The organism is Jiangella aurantiaca (assembly GCF_004349105.1).
GTDB lineage: Bacteria > Actinomycetota > Actinomycetes > Jiangellales > Jiangellaceae > Jiangella > Jiangella aurantiaca.
This window is the reverse complement of the sequence record NZ_SMLB01000053.1, coordinates 1-21,215: the sequence shown is the minus strand read 5'-3', so window position 1 is coordinate 21,215 and position 21,215 is coordinate 1. Positions and strand designations below refer to the sequence as shown.

Below are 21,215 nucleotides of genomic sequence, written 5' to 3'. Positions count from 1 at the left end.
CAGGACCGCCATGACTGTGGTGGAGCCTGCCCTGACCGCGGCCCTACGGCGACAGCTCGCGGCGCGCCGGGCGGCGTTGGACGCCGGCGCCCACCGGGTCGGGTGGAAGCTCGGGATGGGACCGCGGGAGCGGATCGGCGCCGGCCCTGTGGTGGGTCACCTGACGTCGGTGACGGTGCTGCCGTCGGGCTCGGTGGTCGCCGCCGGGGCGCTGGCGGCGCCGCACGCCGACGCCGAGGCCGCGGTCCGGTTCGGCCGGCGGGTCGAGCCGTCCGGAGGCGCCGAGATGGTGCGGTCGTGCGTCGACGCGTTCGGGATCGCGCTGGAGCTGTGCGACCTGGGCGGGACCGACGACCCGGAGCAGATCGTGGCGGCGAACGTCTTCCACCGTGCCGTGGCGTTCGGGCCGGACGCCGCCGCGTAGGGCGCTTCGGCGTCGTCGTGGCGGGCTACGATCGGGCATGGCCGTGCGCATGGAGGAACGGTTCGACGGCGACGACCTCGACACGAGCGTCTGGTGTCCCTTCTATCTCTCGCACTGGAGCTCACGGGCCGAGTCGGCCGCGACCTACTCGGTGAGCGACGGCGAGCTGCGGCTGTTCATCCCGCCGTCGCAGGGCCTGTGGTGCGCCGACCGGCACGAGGAGCCGCTGCGGGTGTCGGCGCTGCAGACCGGCGCGTTCTCGGGTCCGGTCGGCAGCACGGTCGGCCAGCAGCCGTTCGTGCCCGGGCTCACCGTGCGCGAGGAGCAGCCGCCGTTCTGGGGGTACACGCCGACCTACGGACGGTTCGAGGCGCGAATGCGCGGCGTCGTGACCGAGCGGTCGATGGTGGCGTTCTGGCTGTCCGGCATCGAGGACCGGCCGGAGCGGTCCGGCGAGATCTGCGTCATGGAGGTCTTCGGATCCGCACCCCACGACGTCGGCATGGGGGTGCACGCGTTCCGCGACCCGGCGCTGCGCGAGGTCTTCGAGACGCCGTGGCTTGACCTCGACATCTCCGACTTCCACCTCTACGGCGTCGACTGGCGGCCCGGCCGCGTCACCTTCAACGTCGACGGCCGGGTCGTGCGCGTCGTGCACCAGGCGCCCGACTACCCGATGCAGCTGATGCTCGGCGTGTTCGACTTCCCCGCCCGCGGCGGCTCGGACGACGACGTCCCGGAGCTCGTCGTGTCGCATGTGAGCGGCCAGCCACTGCAGCAGGTCTAGGCTCGGTGACCGTGGAGCTGGAGTTCACTGGCGAGATCTGGCACTGGCGCGGCCCGTCGCCGTTCCACTTCGTCACCGTGCCGGCCGACGAGAGCACCGAGCTCGCCGAGGCGGCCGCGCTGGTGACCTACGGCTGGGGGATGATCCCGGTCAAGGCCCGCATCGACGGCACCGAGTGGACCACCTCGCTCTATCCGAAGGACGGCGGCTACATCGTCCCCATCAAGGACGTCGTCCGCCGCGGCGAGAACCTGCAGGTCGGCGATGTGGTGACGATCAACCTGTTCGTGGGCGTCTGAGGCGGGTCATCGCGCCCCCACCGCGTACGCAGTGAGTCGGTCGGCCAGCTCGTGCGCGCGGCTGAGCGCGGCGTAATGGCCGCCGTCCATCTCGTCCGGGTCGATGCCGATCCGTTGGCGGGCGTGGCGTCGGGCCCATGCGGCAGGGAACATCCGGTCGTGACGGAGGAGCAGGTACCTGGTAGGCGTGTCCGCCTCGTGGCCACGCTTCCCGGCACGGTCGTTATCGAGTCGTGGTGGTTCAAGCGGCGAGACCTGCATCACATCCGGGGTGGTTTGGAACGCTGCGGCGCGGAAGCGGTCGTCGAGGTCTGGTGTGACGTGCCGGCCGACGTCGCACGCGCCGATACGAAGCAAGGCGTCGCCACGCGGTGCACGACGACGCGCTGCGCGCGGTGCCAGTCGGCCGGTCATGTACGGGGTCGCAGTTGTTCGCCTGCGTCGGCAGCTGCGCTGACCACGCGGCCAGGTGAGCGGTGATGGCAACCCGCGTTCGTGTCCTGCGTTGCGACTCGTGCCGCGCCACCGCTGTCGATGACGGCACGGCCGGGGCCTGGTTCGTGTTCCACGACGGCGACGGCCCCAGCGACGCCCGCTGCCCGGATTGCCTGCCTGTTGGCCGCCGTTGTCGGTGACGATGGGTTGTCGTTGACGTTGACGACCAGGTGTGGACAACCGGTCCGATGTCGGATGGGTCGTGTGCGCCGTCAGCGTGGCGTCGTACGGGGCTGGCGCGCACGGCGACGACGACCGGGTACGGCTTGATCATGGAGAAGGTCGGCTCTGCAGTCGCGGGAAACCCGACCCTTCTCCATGATCAACTCGGTGGCGGCGGCCGGGTGTCCCTGGCCGGGTCGGCCAGGCCCGCGGGCGCGGCCGACGCCGTGACGACGGTGCGCCGGCCGGCGGCGGTCTTCGGCGTGGTGTGGTTCACTCCGGGCTGATGGAACGGCTCGGCCACGCCAGCCCGCGGGCCGCGCTGATCTACCAGCACGCGACCAAGGATCGTGATCGCGCCATCGCGCATGCCGTTGACGCGCTCGCCCACGAGCACAAGGCCAAGACCGACCGGCGCGACGATGACGACCTGCCACTTGCCGGCGCCCCATCGGGCACGTAGCGGGCACGCGCCGTGGAAGCGACCCCCCAACGACGACGGCCCAGTCCAACGACATTGCCGTTGACCTGGGCCGGAATGACCAGAGCGGGTGACGGGAATCGAACCCGCGTTGTCAGCTTGGGAAGCTGGAGTTCTACCATTGAACTACACCCGCAGATGCCGCCCGTGGAGGCGGCACGACGCCGAGCATACCGGTTCCGCCCGCGATCGCACACATCAGCTCGCCCCTGCGGCGACGGGAGCGCGCAGCGGGAGCCGGATGGTGAACGTCGAGCCCGCGCCGACCATGCTGGACACCGTCACCGTCCCGTCGTGCGCCTCGACCAGGTGCTTGGTGATGGCCAGGCCGAGGCCGCTGCCGCCGGTGGCCCGGGTACGGGAGGTATCGGTGCGGTAGAAGCGGTCGAACAGGTGCTCCAGGTGCTCGGGCGCGATGCCGGGACCGTCGTCTCGGACGGCGAGCACCACCTCGTCGGACACCGCGTCGCGCGCCACCCGCACCAGCACGGTGCTGCCGGTGCCGGAGTACTGGACGGCGTTCGCCACCAGGTTGCCCAGCGCCTGCCGCAGCCGCACCGGGTCGACGTCGGCGACAACGTCCGACGGCGCGGCGACCACGAGCTCGACCGACGACGCCGAGGCGGACGGCTGGTGCGCTGCGACCACCTGGCGGGCCAGCTCGGCGACGTCGGCGTCCTCGCGGTGCACGCGGAGCATGCCCGCGTCGGCGAGGGCGAGGTCCTGCAGGTCGTCGATGAGCCGCTGCAGCAGCGTCGACTCCTCCAACAGCGACGACACCAGCTGCGCGTCCATGGGCACGACGCCGTCCTCGGCCGCCTCGAGGTAGCCGCGGACGTTGGCCAGCGGTGTGCGCAGCTCGTGCGCGATGTCGCTGACCATCGCCTTCCGCTGCCGATCGTTCTCCTCGATGGACGACGCCATCGCGTTGAACGCGTGCCCCAGCCGGGCCACCTCGTCGTGGCCGGTCACCTCGACCCGGGTGCCCCGGCCGCCCGAGGCCAGCTGCTGGGCGGCCGCGGTGAGGGTGCGGATCGGGTGCGAGAGCCGCCGGCCGGCGAGGACGGTGACACCGGTGGCGGCGGCGAGCACGCCGAGGGCGGTGAGGACGGTCCGCACCCAGCCGTCGCCGGAGAACGGGTCGAACCGGTCGGTCGAACCGATGTACAGCAGCGCCGGGTCGGCCAGGTACGGCTCCATCGCCTGCTCGTTCGCCCGGACGGAGCATTCGGCAAGGGCTTCGGACGCGGCCAGGTCCCCGGGGTCGACGGCGAACTCGGCCAGACCCTCGGGCGAAGTCACGCGTGTGGCGGCGACGCCGGCGGCGGTGAGGCACTCCTCGGTCAACCGCGCCTGCTCGCGGTTCAGTGCCTGGGCGGCCGCGCTGGGCGTCGACAGGTCCTCCGGCACGCACTCGTGCACCGGGCTGTCGATAGTCTCGGCCGGCTTCACGGTGCTGACCGGGTCGGACGAGGCCTGCAGTACGGTCCCGTCAGGGCCGACGATCCACCTGTCGGCGCCCAGCCGCTCCAGGCACGCGTTGGCCTCCGCGACCAGGCGCTCGCGGTCCGCGGCCTCCTCCTCCGTCAGCCGCCAGTTCAGCGACAGCGCCGGCGGAATGCCGGACGCGGTGACGAACCTCACCTCCGCCTCGCCCTGGATGGTGCCGTTCTCGCCCGACGAGGGCGCCCGGGTGGGCTCCGGTGGCGCGGTGCTCGACGGCGACGGCGCGTCGTCCGCCCGGCCGCCGGCCGAGCCCTCGACGGCCACCAACCCGGCCGAGCTCACCGCCACTCCGCCGGCCATGACCCCCAGCGGCGCCATGGGGTCGATCTCCGCGGTGGGCGTGGACGGCAGCGGCGGAGCATCGCCGCCCCCGGACGCGGCGGAGTCGGCCAGCACCTCGCCGCTGGGGTCGGTCAGCGCGACCCGGCTCCCCGTCGCCGCCGCCAGGTCCTCGACCACCGGGCCGACGCCGTCCCACGAGTCGTGGCCCTGCGCGTAGGCGATCAGCACCCCGTAGACGTCGGAGTCGGCCTCGAGGGTGCTCTCGAACTCGCCGCGCAGCCGCTGGCTGGTGCTCTGGGTGGTGATCCAGGCGGTGGCGGCGATGGAGATGACCGCCACGCCGAGGAACAGCACGAGCAGGCGGACGAACAGGCTACGACGCATCGCGTACTCCTGGTTGATCGGCCAGCTTGTAGCCGACGCCGTACACCGTCAGCAGGAACGCCGGCGCCGCGGGATCGGCCTCAAGCTTGCGGCGCAGGTTCATGACATGCACGTCGACCGTGCGATCCAGCGCGTAGTGGTCGAAGCCGAACGCCTGCTCCAGCAGCTTCTGCCGCGGGAACACCCGGCCGGGCTCCGCGGCCAGACAAGCCAGGATCTTGAACTCGGCCGGCGTGACGTCGACCTCGCGGCCGTCGACGAACACCTGGTGCCGCGCGGTGTCGACCACGAGGTCACCGATGCGCAGCCGTGAGTCGGCGGTCCGGTGCCGGTCCACCCGCCGCAGGATGGTGCGGACCCGGGCCACCAGCTCGCGCGGGCTGTACGGCTTGGTGAGGTAGTCGTCGGCGCCGAGGTCGAGGCCGAGCAGCAGGTCGTCCTCGGTGGACCGCGCGGTCAGCATGATGATCGGCGTGTCCGACTCGGTCCGCAGGATGCGGCACACGTCGAGACCGTCGACGCGCGGCATCATCACGTCCAGCACCAGCAGGTCCGGCTGGCGCCGCCGGGCCTCGTCCAGCGCGGTGCGCCCGTCGTGCGTCACGACGACGGAGTGACCCTCGCGTTCGAGGTAGCGGCGGACGAGCTCGGCCTGCTTGACGTCGTCCTCGGCCACGAGGATCCGGGCTCCCATACTCATCGAGTGTCGCAGGAACCTGTCAGGAACCTGTGAAGAGCGCCGATCTGACGGCTCCTTCACAGGTTCTTCACAGCGCCCTCCGCACCCTGCTGGCATGACGAATTGGCGAGCACGAGCCCGGCTGCTGGCATTCGCCTGCGTGGCCGGCCTGGCCCTGAGCGGCTGCGGCGACGAGGACGGCGGCGGGCAGAACGACGGGACGAACGGCGACTCCGCGGACCAGGCCGGCGGCGACGGCGAGGAGCTGAGCCCGCTGGAGGAGTACATGGGGGAGAACTCCGGGTTCGCGAACGGCGGCGGCCGGGTCATCGCGTTCGCGTCGTCCGCCGAGGCGAGCGAGGAGGAGCGGCAGCAGATGCGGCAGGTCGAGGAGCTGGTCGCCGCGTGCATGGAGGAGGCCGGCTTCGATTACGTCCCGGTCGACCCGTTCGGCGGCGCGGTCGAGGACGATCCGTTCGCCGACGCGTACGCGCTGCCGCCGGACGAGTTCGCCCGCGAGTACGGGTACGGCATGACCACCCTCATGAACCCGGACAAGGGCGAGGAAGAGGCACCCGCCGACCCGAACCAGGAGATCCGCGACGGCCTGTCCGAGGCTGCCCTGGAGGCGTACAACCGCGCGCTCTGGGGCGAGATGGCCGAGATCACCGACGGCGGCGGCGCCGTGGCGATCAAGCCCACCGGGCCGGAGGGCGAGCCGCCGTCGCTGGAGGAACAGGGCTGCCACGGCCAGGCCCGCGCCGAGGTCTTCGGTGAGGACGGCGGCCTGATGCAGGGCGCGGACATGAGCGAGTTCGACGGCCTGTTCGAGGACCTGGAGGCGTTGCGCCAGCGGATCGACAGCGACGCGCGCCTCGTCGAGGCGACCGAGGCGTGGGCGGCGTGCATGGCCGAGGCCGGCTACAGCGAGTTCGACACGACGACCGCGCCCGAGGACTCGGTCATGGAGCGGATGAGCGAGCTGTACGGCTGGGACGACGAGCCGAGCGACGACGCCAGCAGCGGGCCGAGCGTCACCGTCGGCGGCCCCGAGGAGGTCGACGTCGACGAGGAGGCGCTGGCCGAGCTGCAGGAGTACGAGATCGCGCTCGCCACCGCCGACTACGAGTGCGAGCAGCAGGAGTACGCGGACGTCCAGCAGGAGGTCGCGTGGGGCTTCGAAGAGGACTTCGTCGAGGAGCACCGGGCCGAGCTGGAGCGCTATCGCGACGCGATGGCGGAGGGCCCGGTGGGCAACGCCGGTGGCGTCGGGTGACCCGAGGGCGCAGCCGGACCCTGCTCGTCGTGGGCGGCACTGCCGTCATCGCCCTGGGTGCCGGCATCTTCGCCGGCACCCGCATCACCTCGCCCGCCGACGCCATCGCGCGGACGGCCGCCCCCGAGGCGTCCGAGGTCACGGTGCCGGTTGAACTGCGCACGCTGAACAGCGAGGTGGTGACCCGCGGCGACGTGACGTCCGCCGGCGCGGTCGACGTCACGCCGGAGACCGGCGGGCTGGAGACACCGCCGATCGTCACCGGCCAGGTGCCGGAGGTGGGCGCGGAGATCACGGAGGGCGCGGCGCTGCTGGAGATCGTCGGCCGGCCGCTGATCGCACTGGCCGGCGAGCTGCCCATGTACCGATCCCTGCGGCCGGGGATGAGCGGCCCGGACGTCGAGCAGCTGGAGCTCACGCTGGACCGGCTCGGGCTCGATCCGGGCGAGGTCGACGACGAGTACACGGCCGCCACGGGGAACGCCGTGGCGGAGCTGTTCGAGCGGATCGGCTACGAGCCGCCGGCTCCGGACCCGCAGGCCGAGGCCGAGCTGGACGCCGCGAACGACGCGGTCGACCAGGCCGAGGACGCGGTCGAGGACGCCGAGGAGGCGCTCGACGCGGCGGCGCCCGGGCCGGACGGCGCCCCGGCCGACGAGGACGCGCTGGAGGACGCGCTGGACGACGCTCGCGAGCGGCTCGAGGAGGCCGAGGCCGCCCGCGACGAGGCCGCGGCGGCCGCCGGCACGCCGCTGCCCGCGTCCGAGGTGATGTTCGTGCCGAGCCTGCCGCGCCGCGTCGACGAGGTGCACGTGCGCCGCGGCGGCCAGGTCGACGGCGCCGTCATGTCGGTCAGCGGCGCCTCGCTGGTGGTGACGGCGAACGTCGACGAGGCCGACTACGAGCTGCTGGCCGTCGACCAGGCGGTGTCCATCGAGGTCCCGACCGGCGAGCAGGTGCCGGGCACGATCACCGCGATCGCCGAGGCGGAGGGCGAGGGCGCCACCGGCTGGGATGTCACCATCACCCCCGGCGAGCTGACGCCGGAGCAGGCCGAGGCCCTGCGCGGCCAGAACGTGCGCGTCACCGTGCCGATCGAGAGCACTGACGGCGACGTGCTCGCCGTCCCGCTGGCGGCGCTCACCGCCGGGCCGGGCGGGGAGTCGCGGGTCGAGGTCATGCGCGACGGCGTCGCCGAGCTGGTCGAGGTCGAGGTCGGCCTGACCGCGCAGGGCTACGCCGAGGTCACCGCCGTCGACGGCACCCTCGCGGAGGGCGACCTGGTGGTCGTCGGCGACGGTGGCGAGGACACCGACGACGGGAGCGACGAGTGACGCCGCCGGTGGTCGAGATGAGCGGGATCGGCCGGGTGTACCCCGGCCCGCCGCGCGTCGAGGCCGTCCGCGACGTCGACCTCACCATCGCGCCGGGCGAGTACCTGTCGATCATCGGGCCGTCGGGATCGGGCAAGTCGACGCTGCTGCACCTGCTGGGGCTGCTGGACCGGCCGTCGCACGGCATCTACCTGCTGGACGGCGTCGACGTCGGCACGCTGCCGGAACGGCGCCGCACCCGCGTACGCGGCGAACGGATCGGCTTCGTCTTCCAGGCGTTCCACCTGCTGCCGCACCGCAGCGTGTTGGAGAACGTCGAGCTGGCGATGGTCTACCTGCGGGTGCCGCGGAAGGAGCGGACGGCCCGCGCGACGGCCACGCTGGAGCGGGTCGGGCTCGGGCACCGGCTGGACTTCGATCCGATCACGCTGTCCGGCGGCGAGCGGCAGCGGGTGGCCATCGCCCGTGCTCTGGTCGCGCAACCGAGCCTGCTGCTGGCCGACGAGCCGACCGGCAACCTCGACTCCGGCAACGCGGCGTCGGTGCTGGACCTCTTCGACGAACTGCACGCCGACGGCCTCACGCTCGCCGTCATCACGCACGACGACGGCGTCAGCGCGCGAGCACAGCGGCGGGTGCGGATCGTCGACGGCGTGATGTCCGACGTCGCGGCGGCCGGAGTGGTCGCATGAGGCGCTTGTCGGGCCGCGTGCGGCTGCCGCGCTTCCGGCGGCGGCGTGCCGGCGGACGGCAGCGGCTGACCCGCCGGGGCCGCCGGATGACGCTGCGCGACCTGTTCTCCGAGGCGCTGGCCGGCGTGGCCGCCCGGCCGTCGCGGCTGGCGCTGACGACCCTCGGCACGGTGCTGGGTATCGCGGCGCTGGTGGCGACGATCGGACTCGGGCAGACGGCGGCCGGGCAGATCTCCGACCGATTCGACGCGGTCGCGGCCACGCGCGTCACCGTCGAGCCGGGGGAGACCGACGGCCCGGACGGCGAGGTCGCGCTGACCCAGCTGCCGTGGGACGCGCCGCAGCGGTTGGAGCGGCTGGCCGGCGTCGCGTCGGCCGGCACGTTCGCGACCGTCGACGTGGGTGGCGACCCGGTGCGCGGCGTGCCGTACGGGACGCAGGAGCAGACGGTGCCGGTCGCAGCCGCGTCGCCGGGGCTGTTCGATGCGCTCGGCGCGCGGCTGTCCGGCGGCCGGGTCTTCGACGAGGGCCACGACGAGCGCGGCGACGCCGTCGTCGTCCTCGGCCGGTACGCCGCCGACCGGCTGGGCATCAACCGGGTGGACTCACAGCCATCGATCTTCATCGGCGACCGCGCGTTCACGGTGATCGGGATCCTGGACGCCGTCGACTACCGGTCGGAGCTGCAGGACTCGGTGATCATGCCGATGACGACGGCCCGCGAGCTGTACGGGCTGGAGGCGCCCGAGGTGCTCGAGGTGCGGACGGAGCTCGGTGCGGCCCAGCTGATCGGCCGGCAGGCGCCGATCGCCGTCGACCCGAACAACCCCGACCTGCTCGACGTGACCGCGCCGCCCCCGCCGGGGTCGCTGCGCGACAACGTGTCGGCCGACGTCAACGGGTTGTTCCTGGCGCTCGGCGGGCTGGCGCTGCTGGTCGGCGGGCTGGGCATCGCGAACGTCACGCTGCTGTCGGTGCTGGAGCGGGTGTCCGAGATCGGGCTGCGCCGGGCGGTCGGGGCGGGCCGGTCGCACGTGGCCGGGCAGTTCCTGGTCGAGAGCGGGATCGTGGGGTTCCTCGGCGGGCTGATCGGGTCGACGGTCGGCGTGCTGGCGACGGTCGGGGTGTCGGTCGTGCGCGACTGGACGCCGTTGCTGGACATCCGGCTGGCACTGGTGGCGCCGCTGCTCGGCGGGGCGATCGGGCTCGTCGCCGGCGCCTACCCGGCCTGGCGGGCGTCCGCCGTCGAGCCGATCACCGCGTTGCGCAGCGGTTGAGGACCTCGCAGGGCCGATGCTGGTCCGGTGGAGATCTTCGCGGAGCGTACCCAGCTCGCGCTCGACCTCGTCGGAGTGTTCTTCTTCGCGGTCACCGGCGCGCTGCTGGCGGCGCGCAAGGGGTTCGACATCGTCGCAAGCGCGCTGCTGGCGGGGATGACGGGGCTGGGTGGCGGGGTCCTCCGGGACCTGATCATCGGGCTCCGGCCGGCGGCGCTGGAGCACCCGGTGTACCTGGCGCCCGTGGTGCTCGCCGCCGGCGTCGTCTACCTGTACTACCCGCACGTCCCTCGGTTCCGGCGCACGCTGCTGCTGTTCGACGCGGCCGGGCTCGGGCTGTTCTGCGTCACCGGGACGGAGAAGGCACTGGCCGCGGGCGTGCCGGCGGTGTCGGCGGCGCTGCTGGGGGTGACGTCCGCGGTCGGCGGCGGCCTGCTGCGCGACGTCGTGGCGCGCGAGGTGCCGTCGCTGTTCCGCTATGACGACATCTACGCGCTGCCCGCGATGGTGGGCGCCGCGGCGACGGCCGTGCTGTGGCGGCTGGACGCACTGTCGGCGTGGACGGGCGTCGCCGCGAGCGTGGCGACATTCGCGTTGCGAGCGCTCGCCGTCCGGTACGGCTGGCGGGCGCCGCTGGCCTACCGCCGTCAGGCCCCCGACGACTGAGGCCGACCCCATGAACCTGATCATTCCGGCCCGGTGATGGTCGTCGGGCTGGGCGCGTTCACGCTTCACTCGGAATGCATGCCTGGTAGAGCGAACACACCCCTACTTAACGTAGTGTCCCCACATGCTGCTCTCCGACCGCGACATCCGGGCCGCTGTCGAGTCGAAGCGGGTCACGCTCGACCCGTTCGACCCGGAAATGATCCAACCGTCGAGCATCGACGTCCGGCTCGACCGGTACTTCCGCGTGTTCGAGAACCACCGGTATCCGCACATCGACCCGGCCGAGGAGCAGCCCGACCTCACCCGCATGGTCGAGCCGGACGGCGGCGAGCCGTTCGTGCTGCACCCTGGCGAGTTCGTGCTGGCGTCGACGTACGAGGCGGTGACGCTCGGCGACGACGTCGCGGCCCGGCTCGAGGGCAAGTCGAGCCTGGGCCGGCTGGGCCTGCTGACCCACTCGACCGCTGGGTTCATCGACCCCGGCTTCACCGGTCACGTCACACTGGAGCTGTCCAACGTCGCGACGCTGCCGATCAAGCTGTGGCCGGGCATGAAGATCGGCCAGCTGTGCTTCTTCCAGCTGACGTCGCCGGCCGAGGAGCCGTACGGGTCCGAGCGGCACGGCTCGCGCTACCAGGGGCAGCGCGGCCCGACGCCCAGCCGGTCGTACCTGAACTTCCACCGGACGGAGGTCGACAGCGCCTAGTGGGTTACTCGCGGGTAATCTTAGTCGCGAGAACTGGTTGGACCGGCAAGGAGGCCGAACCCCATGCAGTATGTCGCGGTGGTCGCCGCCCTCGGGGTGACGGTGCTGGCGTTGGTGGTGTTCACCGACGCGGTGGTGCGGATGGTGCGGGTGATCCGGTTGGGTGGGCCGGCGCCGGGCCGCAAGCTGAACCCGTCGGCCCGCACCCGCACGCTGGTGCGCGAGTTCCTCGGGCACACGAAGATGGCGAAGCGGCCGGTGGTGGCCGCGGCTCACTGGTTCGTGATGATCGGGTTCTTCGCGCTGTTCTTCACGCTGGTCACCGCCTACGGGCAGTTGTTCGACGCATACTTCGCGATCCCGCTGATCGGGCACTGGATCCCGTTCGAGTGGGGCACCGAGGGGATCGCGTGGCTGACGCTGATCGGCATCGTGGTGCTGACCGTGATCCGGCAGAAGTCGCACCCGCGCCGGCTGGGCCGGGGGTCGCGGTTCTTCGGGTCGGCGTTCTGGCAGGCCTACTACGTCGAGTTCACCATCGCGACCATCGCGGTGAGCATCCTGGTGCTGCGCGGGCTGGAGTACCGGCTCTTCGGCGACGGTGACGTCCTGCACTTCCCGCTGACGGCGTTCATCGGGTCCTGGTTCTCCGGCGTCTCGACGGCGGACGCGGAGCTGACGGTGCACGTGGTGGCGGCGGCGAAGATCATCGTGTCGTGGCTGTTCTTCACCGTCATCGCGTGGAACCTGACCATGGGCGTGGCGTGGCACCGCGGACTGGCGTTCTTCAACATCTGGTTCAAGCGCGACCCCGAAGGCGGCGAGGCTCTGGGGGCGGCCAAGCCGCTGACGGTCAAGGGTGAGCCGGTCGACTTCGAGGCGCTCGACGACCTCCCCGACGACGCGTCGCTGGGCGTGGGGAAGGTCGAGGACTTCTCCTGGAAGGGCCTGCTCGACTTCTCGACGTGTACCGAGTGCGGACGGTGTCAGTCGCAATGCCCGGCGTGGAACACCGAGAAGCCGCTGTCGCCCAAGCTGTTCGTGACAGCGCTGCGCGACCACGCGTACGCGAAGGCGCCGTACCTGCTCGCCGGTGGTGAGCAGGCCGAGCCAGAGCAGCTCGACGCGGTGCCGTCCGAAGCTTTGGCCGAGGCCGACCGCCCGCTGGTCGGCGCGGTCGAGGCGGGCGGCGTCATCGACCCGGACGTGCTGTGGTCGTGCACCACGTGCGGCGCCTGCGTCGAGCAGTGCCCCGTCGACATCGAGCACGTCGACCACATCCTCGACCTGCGCCGCTATCAGGTGCTGATCGAGTCCGAGTTCCCGTCGGAGCTGAACGGGCTGTTCAAGAACCTGGAGAAGGCCGGCAACCCGTGGGGCGTCAACGCGTCGAAGCGTATGGACTGGGCTGCCGGGCTGCCGTTCCAGGTCAAGCGGGTCGGCGTCGAGGTCGAGTCGCTGGACGAGGTCGAGTGGCTGTTCTGGGTCGGCTGCGCCGGGGCGTTCGAGGATCGCGCGAAGAAGACCACCCAGGCGGTTGCGGAGCTGCTGCACACCGCCGGCGTCTCGTTCGCCGTACTCGGCGACGGCGAGACCTGCACCGGCGACCCCGCCCGGCGCGCGGGCAACGAGTTCCTGTACCAGCAGCTGGCGCTGCAGAACATCGACGTGCTCCGCGAGACGCGCGCCGTCCGGGTGGTGTCGACGTGCGCCCACTGCTTCAACACGATCAAGAACGAGTACGCCCAGCTCGGGCTGGAGCTCGAGGTCGTCCACCACACACAGCTGCTGAACCGGCTGGTCCGCGAGGGCGAGCTGACCCCCGTCGCGCCGGTCGGTGACGCCGTCGCCGGGCGGCCGGTCACCTACCACGACCCCTGCTACCTCGGCCGGCACAACCAGGTGTACACCCCGCCGCGCGAGCTGGTCGGCGCGCTGCCGGGTGTCGAGCTGCGCGAGATGCCGCGCAACCAGAAGAACTCGTTCTGCTGCGGCGCCGGCGGCGCCCGGATGTGGATGGAAGAGCGCATCGGCACCCGCATCAACAGCGCCCGCACTGCCGAGGCGATCGACACCGGCGCCGAGGCCATCGCCGTCGGCTGCCCGTTCTGCCGGGTCATGTTCGCCGACGGGCTGACGGAGGCCCAGGCGGCCGGGCGGGGCGAGGGCGTCGAGGTCCTCGACGTCGCCCAGTTGCTGCTCGCCGCCGTGAAGCGCGGCTCCTGACGCCGGCCTGACGTCACCGTGGCGCCGTCTGGCGTCAAGGCGACGCCATCGTGACTTGACGTGACGCCACCATGGCGTCACCATGGCGTCATGGAACTCACTCAGTACGTCGAAGCATTGCGCGGTTCGCTGGCCGCGGCCGGACAGGCCGCCGCCGACGACGTCCGCAGTGCCGCCGAGCGGTTGTCCTACGCCGTCGAGCCGTCGCTGCGGCTGACGCTGCTGGAGGCTCTCGGCGACGCGGCGGCTGAGGTCACCACCCAGCTCGACGGCATCGCCGTCGAGGTCCGGCTGCGCGGCGGCGACCCCGAGATGGTCGCCACCGAGACGGTGGCCGCGCCGCCCCATCCGCCGCAGCCGCCCGCCCCGCCGGCGCCGCCGGCACCACCTGAGGACGAGGGCACGTCGCGCGTGTCGCTCCGGTTGCCCGAGACGCTCAAGGTCCGGGTCGAGGAGGCGGCCGCCGCCGACGGGATGTCCGTCAACGCGTGGCTGATCCGCGCCGTCCTGCAGACCCTCGATCCGCCGCGTTCGTCCAACCGCGTCACGATCGGCCGGAACCTGTCCGGCTGGGTCCGCTGACCTCCCCGACCGTTCGACACCCAGGAGACCCGCCGTGTCCGACATCCTCACGCACACCTTCCCCGCCGACGGGCCGATCAGCCTGTCCATCGGTCAGCGCTCCGGCGACCTCGTCGTCACCGCCGCCGCCACCTCGGAGATCGTCGTCGAGTTGCGGCCGGCCGGCCCCGACGGCGACGACCTCGCCCGGCGCACGCAAGTCGAGCACCGGCCCGGCGCGGTGCGCATCGAGGTGCCGCGCACCACGTCGCTGCTCGGCCGGTCCACGTCGGTCGACATCGCCGTCACCGTGCCGACCGGCAGCACCGTCGACGCCCAGGCCGGCTCCGGCGACATCCGCCTCGACGGCCGCTTCGCCGACGTCGCCGCCAAGTGCGGCTCCGGCGACATCGCCGTCGACATCTGCGACGACCTGCGGCTCAGCACCGGCAGCGGCGACGTCTATGTCACCGAGTCCGCCGGCGCTGTCATCCGCACCGGCTCGGGATCGATCCGGTTCGGCACGGCCGGCGGCACCGTCGACCTCGAGTCCGGCTCCGGCACCATCGAGGTGGAGCAGCCGTTGAGCAGCGGCCGCATCTCCGCCGCCTCCGGCGACGTCCGCATCGCCACCGTCGACGGCCGGGTCGAGCTGAAGACCGCATCCGGCGACATCACCGCCCACCGCGCCGTCGAGGGCGAGCTGCGGGCACGCACTGCCAGCGGCAACGTGGCGGTCGGCATCGTCGCCGGCACTGCCGCCAACCTCGACGTCTCGTCGATCTCCGGGTCGATCCACTCCGACCTCGACCACGCCGACGCCCCGGCCGAGACCGACCGCACCCTGCTGCTGGCGGTCACCACGGTCAGCGGCTCCATCCGCCTGCACCGCACCACCTGAGAGGAGGCCACCATGACGTTCGAGCCCTACGCCGACACCCTGCACCGCGTCCGCGCAGCGGAGTTGCAGCAGGACGCCGTCACCGCCGGGGTCACCCGCCGGGCCCGCCGTGCCCGGCAGCTCGAACTGGCCGCCCGGCTGCTGGACCGCCTGGCCCGCCGGCTCGAAGCCCGGGCCGGCGCCAGCCGGGCCAAGGCCCGCTTCGGCGCCGGCCGGGCCCGCGCCATCTGACCACGCACGACGGCGCGGCCGGGGCAATCGCCCGGCCGCGCCAACATCGGACCGTCAGCCGCGTTCCTCCGGCAGTTCTGTGCTGTCGCCCCGCGACCGCCGCAGGCGCCGGCCCCGGCGCACCAGCATCGCCTGCTTCTCGGCGGCCTTCTCGATCTTCCGGGTGTCGCGCGGTGGCAGCTGGATGGACTCCTCGGCCGGCAGCCCGGCCTGCAACTCCCGCGCCCGTTCGGTCTCGGCGTCGAACTCGGCGCCGAACAGCAGCGCCAGGTTGGTCAGCCAGAGCCACAGCAGGAAGACGACCACACCGGCCAGCGAGCCGTAGGTCCTGTTGTAACTGCCGAAGTTGGCCACGTAGATCCCGAACGCGACCGAACCAAGCGCCCAGACGACGATAGCGATGACTGCGCCGATGCTGATCCAGCGGAACTTCGGCTGGCGGACGTTGGGCGTACCCCAGTACAAGATCGCCACGATCATCACGACGACCAGCACCAGCACCGGCCACTTGGCGATGTTCCACACCGTCACGGCGGTGTCACCGAGGCCGATGGCGTCGCCGATCGCCCGCGCCACGGGCCCGCTGACCACCAGCATCACTGCGGCCGCCAGCACGAGCAGCATGGTCAGCAGCGTGATGGCGAGCATCGCCGGGCGCAGCTTCCAGAACGGCCGGCCCTCCTCGACGTCATAGACCCGGTTCATCGCCCGGCCGAAGGCGTCGACGTAGCCGGACGCCGACCAGAGCGCGGCCAGCAGACCTATGACCAGCGCCCAGCCGGCGCCCGGAGCATTCGTGAGCTGCTCGATCGGGCCCTGGATGTCCGAGGTGACCAGCGACGGAGCGATGTCTTGGACGATCTGTATCAGCTGGTCCGTGGTCCGCTGGCTGTCCTGGCCGATGAGCGCCGGGAGTGAGGCCAGTGCCACCAGTGCCGGGAACAACGACAGCATCGCGTAGTACGTGAGGGCGGCCGCCTGGTCGGGGCACTCGTCGTCGAGGAACTCGCGGACGGCCCGCCGGGCGACGTAACCCCACGAGGGCCTGGTCAGCTGGGTCGGGCTGTCCGGCTTGCGTTCGTCGTGCGGGTGCGGCGCCGCCGCCGGAGCGCCCCGGCCCCCTGCCTCCGTCGCCATGGTGACATCCCCCTAGTGGCGCCGCTTCCAGGCGACGGCACCCGCGACACCGGCCGCGACCACCGTCGCGCCGGCGGCGATCATCGTCACCGGCCGCATGGCCAACATCTTGATCGTCCGGGCCATCGAGCCGGCCTTGTCGCGCACGGTCGTTAGCTTCTCCTGTGCCTGGCTGCGCACGTCGAGCTTGTGCGAGAGTGCCTCGACGGTGCGGCCGAGGTCGGCACGCGTGTGCTCGATGTGCTTCTCGATGTCCTCCGGCGTGGCGTCCTTCGCCGGCTCGCCGCTCGTCATGGTGTTCTTCATCGTGGTACTCATCGGCTCCTGCCTTCCTTGAGTTCCTCGACGTCGCGTTTCACGTTCTCGACGGTGCGCTGCGGCGTGGGCGAGGCCTGCTTGGTCTCGCCGCGGCCGAGCAGCGCGGCGATGCCGGCCAGCACGAACAGCACGGCGGCGACGATCAGCGCCGCGGCCCACACGTCCAGGTCGGTCAGCGACAGCGCCGCGATGGCGGCCGTCACCAGTGCGCCCACCCCGAAGAACGCCAGCAGTCCGGCGCCGCCGAACAGGCCGATCCCCATGCCCGCGTGCTTGGCCTTCTGCGACATCTCCGCCTGGGCCAGCCGCATCTCGTCGCGGATCAGGTGCGACGTCTGCGCCGAGAACTGCCTGACCAACTCGGCGACGGAGTGGTCATCCTGGCTGCGGGTGGTGTCCGTTGCGGCCATGGGGCGTCACCTCCGTGACCTCGGCATCGTGACGCTGCACCGTCGACCGCACCTTGTCGGTGGCGCGGGACGCGGCGTCGGTGAGTTTCTCCTGGAGCTCCGGCGCCCGGGCCCGCACTGCCTCCTGCGCATCGGAGACCTTCTGCTGCACCTTCGGGTCGTGCCACAGTGCGTCGGCGCGTCCCTTCAGCTGCTCATAGCGCTGCCGCCCGGCACGAGTGCCGAGGACGTACCCGACCGCGGCGCCGGCCAGGAGGATCAGCTTTCCCTTCATGGTCCCTCCCTGGGTTCTCGCCGTTGACAGGCGGGTACCCGATCGGGACCTGCGTATGCCGGGCGTTCGTCGAGGTCACGAAGGCGCGGAAAACGAGTTATGCGAGGTTGGCGGGGTTCGTCGTATCGATGATGAACGCGAGCGTGAAAGCCTCGTCGCGCCAGGCGTCGTACCGGCCGGACGGGCCGCCATGGCCGGCGCCCATCTCCGTCTTGAGCAGCACTGGACGGTCACCAATGGCGGTCGCGCGCAGCCGGGCCACCCACTTCGCCGGCTCGTGGTAGCCGACCCGCGGATCGTTGAGCCCGGCGGTCGCCAGGATCGCCGGATACGGCCGCGCCTCGACGTTCTCGTAGGGCGAGTACGACTTCATGTAGGCGTACACCTCGGCCGACTCGACCGGATTGCCCCATTCCTCCCACTCGACGACGGTCAGCGGCATCGAGGGGTCGAGGATGGTGGTGAGGGCATCGACGAACGGCACCTCGCCCACCAGCGTGGCGAAGGTGTCGACCGCCAGGTTGGCGACGGCGCCGATGAGCAGGCCGCCGGCGCTGCCGCCCCGCCCGGCCAGCCGGTCGCGCGACGTCCAGCCGGCCTCGACCAGGTACTCGCCGCAGGCGATGAAGTCGGTGAAGGTGTTGCGCTTGTGCAGCAGCTTGCCGTCCTCGTACCAGCGCCGGCCCAGCTCGCCGCCGCCGCGGACGTGCGCGATCGCGAACACGTAGCCGCGGTCCAGCAGCGACAACCGGGCGATCGAGAACCACGGGTCCATCGACGCCTCGTAGGCGCCGTAGCCGTACAAGACGCACGGGGCGGTGCCGTCGCGCGGGGTGTCGCGCCGCTTGACCAGGGAGATCGGGATGCGGGTGCCGTCGGACGCGGTGGCCCACTCGCGCACCGACTCGTACGCGGAGAGGTCGACGCCGCCGAGGACCGGCTGCCGCTTGCGCAGCGTCAGCTCACGGGTGACGACGTCGTAGTCGTAGACGGAGCTCGGCGTGCTGAGCGACGCGTAGCCGAGCCTGAACACCGTCGTGTCGAACTCCGGGTTGCTGCCGGGCCGGACGGTGCGCACCGGCTCGGCGAACTCGATGTCGCGGCCCGGACCCACCAAGCCGTCGTCCGCCAGTGGCAGGACGTGCAGCTCGGTGCGGCCGTCGCGGCGCATCGACACGACCAGGTGCCCGGCGAACGCGTCGACGCCGGTCACGCGGACACCGGGGGTGTGCGGCAGCACCGGCCGCCAGTTCTCCCGTCCGGGGGCGTCGGCCGGCGCGACGACCAGCTCGAAGTCGACGGCGTCCTTGTTGTGCACGATGAAGAAGGAGTCGCCGGTGTGGTCCAGCGAGTACTCGACGCCCTGCTCGCGCGGCTGGACGACGCGGAACTCGCCCTGCGGGTCGGTGGCCGGCAGCACCCACGTCTCGCTGGTGATCTGACTGCCCAGCTCGATGACGACGTACTGCTCGCTGCGGGTCAGCCCGACCCCGGCGAAGAACCGCTCGTCGGTCTCCTCGTGAACGATGACGTCGGCTGCCGCCTCGGTGCCCAGCAGGTGCCGCCACACGCGGTACGGCCGCATCGCGTCGTCGACGGTGGTGTAGAACAGCGCGCTGCCGTCGGCCGCCCAGGCGGAGCCGTAGTAGGTGCCCGGCACCTCGTCGGGCAGCGTGGAGCCGGTCTCGAGATCCTTGAACCGCAGTGTGTACTTCTCGCCGCCGTCGAAGTCGGTGGAATATGCCAGCAGCCGTCCGTCGGGGCTGACGTCGAACGTGCCCAGCGCAAAGTATGGGGACTCGCCGGCCAGCTCGTTCTGGTCGAGCAGCACCTGCTCGTCGGCGGGCGAGACGATCGGCTCAGCCGGGTCGGCGGGGAGCGCCGGCTCGGTGCGCGAGCGGCAGTGGATCGGGTACTGGCTGCCCTCGAGCGTGCGGGTGTAGTACCACCAGCCGTGGTGCCGCGCCGGCACGGAGAGGTCGGTCTCGAGCGTGCGGCTCTTGATCTCGTCGAAGATCTCGTCCTGCAGCGCCTTCGTGTGCGCCGTCGCCGTCTGCGTGTACGTGTTCTCGGCCTCGAGGTAGGCGACGGTGTCGGGGTCGTCGCGGTCGATCAGCCACGAGTACTCGTCGACGACGGTGTCGCCGTGGACGCTCCGCTCGGCTGGGACCTGCTTCGCCACGGGCGGCGCGGGCATCTCCGTCATGCGCCCGACCGTATCGCACCACTGTGCCGGCCAACTTGTTCTATTAGCACTAGAACAATACAATCGAAGTGTGCTCATCAGACTCGACCCGGCATCCGCCGAGCCGCTCTTCGCCCAGCTGGCCGGAGCGGTTCGTGGTGCCATCGCTCGCGGCGAGCTCGCGGCGGGCGAACGGCTGCCCAGCGCGCGCCTGCTGGCCGAGTCGCTCGGGCTGAACGTCCACACGGTCCTGCACGGCTACCAGCAGCTGCGGGACGAAGGGCTCGTGGAGCTGCGCCGCGGCCGGGGCGCTGTGGTCACCGAGGCCGGCGCGACCGGCCTGGCGCGGCTGCGCGAGGCGGTCGCCGGCGTGGTCGCCGAGGCGCACCGGCTGGGGCTGAGCGCCGACGAGCTCACCGCATTGATCCGGAGGGAGTACTCATGACCGAGCAGACGACGGGCGGTCCGAGCCGTGGTGTCCTGGCGCGGGCGCTGCTAGCGGGCGCCGGGCTGCCGCTCGTGATCGGTGCGGTGGGTGCCGTGCTGGTGCTGAGCTGGCGCGACGAGCTGCCGGCCCGCGTCGCCAGCCACTGGGGCACCGACGGAACGGCCGACGGCTTCAGCTCCGCGTCCACGCTCGCCTGGCTGATCGGCGGGTTCGCCGCCGCGTTCGCCGTCATCGGGCTGGCGCTGGTACTCGCGGTACGGGCGGACGCCACCGTCACTCGGGTGGTCGCCACCACCACGGCCGGCACGACGGCGTTCGTGACGGCGCTCAGCCTGCTGCTGACCGAGCGGCAGCGTGGCCTGACCGACGCCGCCGGCGTCGAGCTGCCCGGCACCGCCATCGCCGGCGCGCTGGCCGCCGGTGTCGCCGTCGCCGTGCTCGCCGCCGTGCTGGTGCCGCGGTGGACGCCGGGCACTCGTCCGCTCGGGCCGCTGCCGCCCGGCGCCACCGAGGCGCCGCATTTGGCCGTCGGTGTCGGCGAGCGGGTGGTCTGGACCCGTTCGGCCGCGACCGGCGGCGTACCCGGCGTCGTCCTCATCGCCGGGATCGGCGTCACGGCCGTCATCGGTGTCGTCGGCCGGCACGTCTCCACGATCGGCCCGCTCAAGGGCACCCGCGGCTACATCCTGCGCGGCGGTGACGCGCTGCTGGTCGAGTGCACCGATGGCGTGCGCACCATCGTCACCGTCGACGACGCCGGCACCGCGGCCGCGCTCCTCAACGCCCTGCTGGAGCGCCGCTTCGGCGGAATCTGAGCCGGTGGCACACAATGAGCCGATGAAGGAGCAGCGGGTTGTGGTGGGCACCGGTCCGGTGTCCTTCGACGAGATCGTGGCGGTGGCCCGCGGCGGCGCCGGCGTCGAGCTGGGCGCCGACGCGCGGGTGGCGGTGGCGCGCAGCCGCGAGGTGATCGAGAAGCTCGCCGTCGCGGACCTGCCGTACTACGGGGTGTCGACGGGGTTCGGGGCGCTGGCGACCAGGCACATCCCGGCGGAGCGGCGCGCGGGACTG

The 21,215-nt window shown here is 72.1% G+C and carries 26 protein-coding genes and 1 tRNA gene; 18 read left to right on the top strand and 9 right to left on the bottom strand.

The features are described from left to right. The first annotated feature begins 10 nt into the window (after positions 1–10). Genes E1262_RS25555 through E1262_RS25545 form a run of 3 tightly spaced genes read left to right on the top strand, consistent with a single transcriptional unit; the run spans position 11 to position 1,510 of the window. Positions 11–424, top strand: a complete 414-nt coding sequence (locus E1262_RS25555) for a hypothetical protein (RefSeq protein ID WP_132106955.1) — start codon at positions 11–13, stop codon at positions 422–424. Between the two features lie 37 nt (positions 425–461). Then, positions 462–1,211, top strand: a complete 750-nt coding sequence (locus tag E1262_RS25550; RefSeq protein WP_132106953.1) for a glycoside hydrolase family 16 protein — start codon at positions 462–464, stop codon at positions 1,209–1,211. Positions 1,212–1,222: 11 nt separating this feature from the next. Further along, positions 1,223–1,510 (top strand): DUF1905 domain-containing protein, encoded by a 288-nt coding sequence (locus E1262_RS25545; RefSeq protein WP_132107001.1) that lies wholly within the window; start codon positions 1,223–1,225, stop codon positions 1,508–1,510. 6 nt (positions 1,511–1,516) lie between these two features. Here the strand turns inward: E1262_RS25545 and E1262_RS25540 are convergent, their stop codons facing one another. Beyond that, a complete protein-coding gene (locus E1262_RS25540) occupies positions 1,517–1,924 on the bottom strand; it encodes a hypothetical protein (RefSeq protein ID WP_132106951.1) in 408 nt (135 codons plus the stop codon). Positions 1,925–2,277: 353 nt separating this feature from the next. Between E1262_RS25540 and E1262_RS30565 the strand changes: the two genes are divergently transcribed. Both E1262_RS30565 and E1262_RS31085 read left to right on the top strand, forming a co-directional pair. Beyond that, complete coding sequence (locus tag E1262_RS30565; protein ID WP_162606080.1) at positions 2,278–2,454, top strand: hypothetical protein; 177 nt, start codon at positions 2,278–2,280, stop codon at positions 2,452–2,454. After that, positions 2,454–2,630: a hypothetical protein gene (locus E1262_RS31085; RefSeq protein ID WP_203454416.1), complete on the top strand. Its 177-nt coding sequence runs from the start codon at positions 2,454–2,456 to the stop codon at positions 2,628–2,630. Before E1262_RS30565 ends, E1262_RS31085 begins: the two co-directional genes overlap by 1 nt. Positions 2,631–2,713: 83 nt before the next feature. Here E1262_RS31085 and E1262_RS25530 read toward each other — a convergent pair. From E1262_RS25530 to E1262_RS25520, 3 genes are all read right to left on the bottom strand, one after another. After that, a tRNA-Gly gene (locus E1262_RS25530) sits at positions 2,714–2,784 on the bottom strand. Between the two features lie 62 nt (positions 2,785–2,846). Continuing rightward, a complete protein-coding gene (locus tag E1262_RS25525; RefSeq protein WP_132106949.1) occupies positions 2,847–4,820 on the bottom strand; it encodes a sensor histidine kinase in 1,974 nt (657 codons plus the stop codon). Beyond that, positions 4,810–5,514 carry a response regulator transcription factor gene (locus tag E1262_RS25520; protein WP_132106947.1) on the bottom strand — a complete coding sequence of 235 codons (705 nt, stop codon included), beginning with the start codon at positions 5,512–5,514 and terminating at the stop codon, positions 4,810–4,812. Before E1262_RS25520 ends, E1262_RS25525 begins: the two co-directional genes overlap by 11 nt. Before the next feature lie 100 nt (positions 5,515–5,614). On the opposite strand from E1262_RS25520, the gene E1262_RS25515 reads away from it, so the two are divergent. The 10 genes from E1262_RS25515 to E1262_RS25470 all read left to right on the top strand — a co-directional run bounded on the left by E1262_RS25515 (position 5,615) and on the right by E1262_RS25470 (position 15,372). Further along, positions 5,615–6,775 (top strand): hypothetical protein, encoded by a 1,161-nt coding sequence (locus tag E1262_RS25515; RefSeq protein WP_132106945.1) that lies wholly within the window; start codon positions 5,615–5,617, stop codon positions 6,773–6,775. Between the two features lie 29 nt (positions 6,776–6,804). After that, on the top strand, positions 6,805–8,109 hold the full coding sequence (locus E1262_RS25510; RefSeq protein WP_203454415.1) for an efflux RND transporter periplasmic adaptor subunit: 1,305 nt from the start codon (positions 6,805–6,807) through the stop codon (positions 8,107–8,109). A 17-nt stretch (positions 8,110–8,126) separates the two neighbouring features. After that, a complete protein-coding gene (locus E1262_RS25505) occupies positions 8,127–8,801 on the top strand; it encodes an ABC transporter ATP-binding protein (RefSeq protein ID WP_132106999.1) in 675 nt (224 codons plus the stop codon). After that, on the top strand, positions 8,798–10,078 hold the full coding sequence (locus tag E1262_RS25500; RefSeq protein ID WP_203454414.1) for an ABC transporter permease: 1,281 nt from the start codon (positions 8,798–8,800) through the stop codon (positions 10,076–10,078). The genes E1262_RS25505 and E1262_RS25500 overlap by 4 nt, the downstream gene beginning before the upstream one ends. 27 nt (positions 10,079–10,105) lie before the next feature. Then, positions 10,106–10,744, top strand: a complete 639-nt coding sequence (locus E1262_RS25495; RefSeq protein WP_132106941.1) for a trimeric intracellular cation channel family protein — start codon at positions 10,106–10,108, stop codon at positions 10,742–10,744. 124 nt (positions 10,745–10,868) lie between these two features. Further along, positions 10,869–11,453, top strand: a complete 585-nt coding sequence (gene dcd, locus E1262_RS25490; protein WP_132106939.1) for a dCTP deaminase — start codon at positions 10,869–10,871, stop codon at positions 11,451–11,453. A gap of 63 nt (positions 11,454–11,516) precedes the next feature. Beyond that, on the top strand, positions 11,517–13,679 hold the full coding sequence (locus tag E1262_RS25485) for a (Fe-S)-binding protein (protein ID WP_132106937.1): 2,163 nt from the start codon (positions 11,517–11,519) through the stop codon (positions 13,677–13,679). Between the two features lie 90 nt (positions 13,680–13,769). Beyond that, on the top strand, positions 13,770–14,261 hold the full coding sequence (locus tag E1262_RS25480) for a hypothetical protein (RefSeq protein ID WP_132106935.1): 492 nt from the start codon (positions 13,770–13,772) through the stop codon (positions 14,259–14,261). 34 nt (positions 14,262–14,295) lie between these two features. Then, positions 14,296–15,141 (top strand): DUF4097 family beta strand repeat-containing protein, encoded by an 846-nt coding sequence (locus tag E1262_RS25475; RefSeq protein WP_162606079.1) that lies wholly within the window; start codon positions 14,296–14,298, stop codon positions 15,139–15,141. A 12-nt stretch (positions 15,142–15,153) separates the two neighbouring features. Continuing rightward, the gene (locus E1262_RS25470) at positions 15,154–15,372 is read left to right on the top strand and encodes a hypothetical protein (RefSeq protein ID WP_132106931.1); all 219 of its coding nucleotides are present in this window, start codon (positions 15,154–15,156) and stop codon (positions 15,370–15,372) included. A gap of 54 nt (positions 15,373–15,426) precedes the next feature. Here E1262_RS25470 and E1262_RS25465 read toward each other — a convergent pair whose 3' ends face one another. From E1262_RS25465 to E1262_RS25445, 5 genes are all read right to left on the bottom strand, one after another. Then, entirely contained in the window at positions 15,427–16,509 is a 1,083-nt protein-coding gene (locus tag E1262_RS25465) for a YihY/virulence factor BrkB family protein (protein ID WP_132106929.1), read from the bottom strand. Positions 16,510–16,521: 12 nt separating this feature from the next. Beyond that, complete coding sequence (locus E1262_RS25460) at positions 16,522–16,827, bottom strand: DUF3618 domain-containing protein (RefSeq protein ID WP_132106927.1); 306 nt, start codon at positions 16,825–16,827, stop codon at positions 16,522–16,524. Beyond that, the gene (locus E1262_RS25455; RefSeq protein WP_132106925.1) at positions 16,824–17,237 is read right to left on the bottom strand and encodes a phage holin family protein; all 414 of its coding nucleotides are present in this window, start codon (positions 17,235–17,237) and stop codon (positions 16,824–16,826) included. The genes E1262_RS25460 and E1262_RS25455 overlap by 4 nt, the downstream gene beginning before the upstream one ends. Continuing rightward, on the bottom strand, positions 17,203–17,511 hold the full coding sequence (locus tag E1262_RS31535) for a YtxH domain-containing protein (protein WP_132106923.1): 309 nt from the start codon (positions 17,509–17,511) through the stop codon (positions 17,203–17,205). Before E1262_RS31535 ends, E1262_RS25455 begins: the two co-directional genes overlap by 35 nt. Before the next feature lie 97 nt (positions 17,512–17,608). Beyond that, on the bottom strand, positions 17,609–19,717 hold the full coding sequence (locus E1262_RS25445) for a S9 family peptidase (protein WP_132106921.1): 2,109 nt from the start codon (positions 19,715–19,717) through the stop codon (positions 17,609–17,611). Positions 19,718–19,787: 70 nt separating this feature from the next. Here E1262_RS25445 and E1262_RS25440 point away from each other — a divergent pair, with 70 nt between their 5' ends. From E1262_RS25440 to E1262_RS25430, 3 genes are all read left to right on the top strand, one after another. Further along, positions 19,788–20,141 (top strand): GntR family transcriptional regulator, encoded by a 354-nt coding sequence (locus E1262_RS25440; RefSeq protein WP_132106919.1) that lies wholly within the window; start codon positions 19,788–19,790, stop codon positions 20,139–20,141. After that, complete coding sequence (locus E1262_RS25435; RefSeq protein ID WP_132106917.1) at positions 20,138–20,959, top strand: DUF1648 domain-containing protein; 822 nt, start codon at positions 20,138–20,140, stop codon at positions 20,957–20,959. The genes E1262_RS25440 and E1262_RS25435 overlap by 4 nt, the downstream gene beginning before the upstream one ends. A 22-nt stretch (positions 20,960–20,981) precedes the next feature. Then, a partial coding sequence (locus E1262_RS25430; RefSeq protein ID WP_162606078.1) for an aromatic amino acid lyase occupies positions 20,982–21,215 on the top strand: 234 nt, incomplete at its 3' end.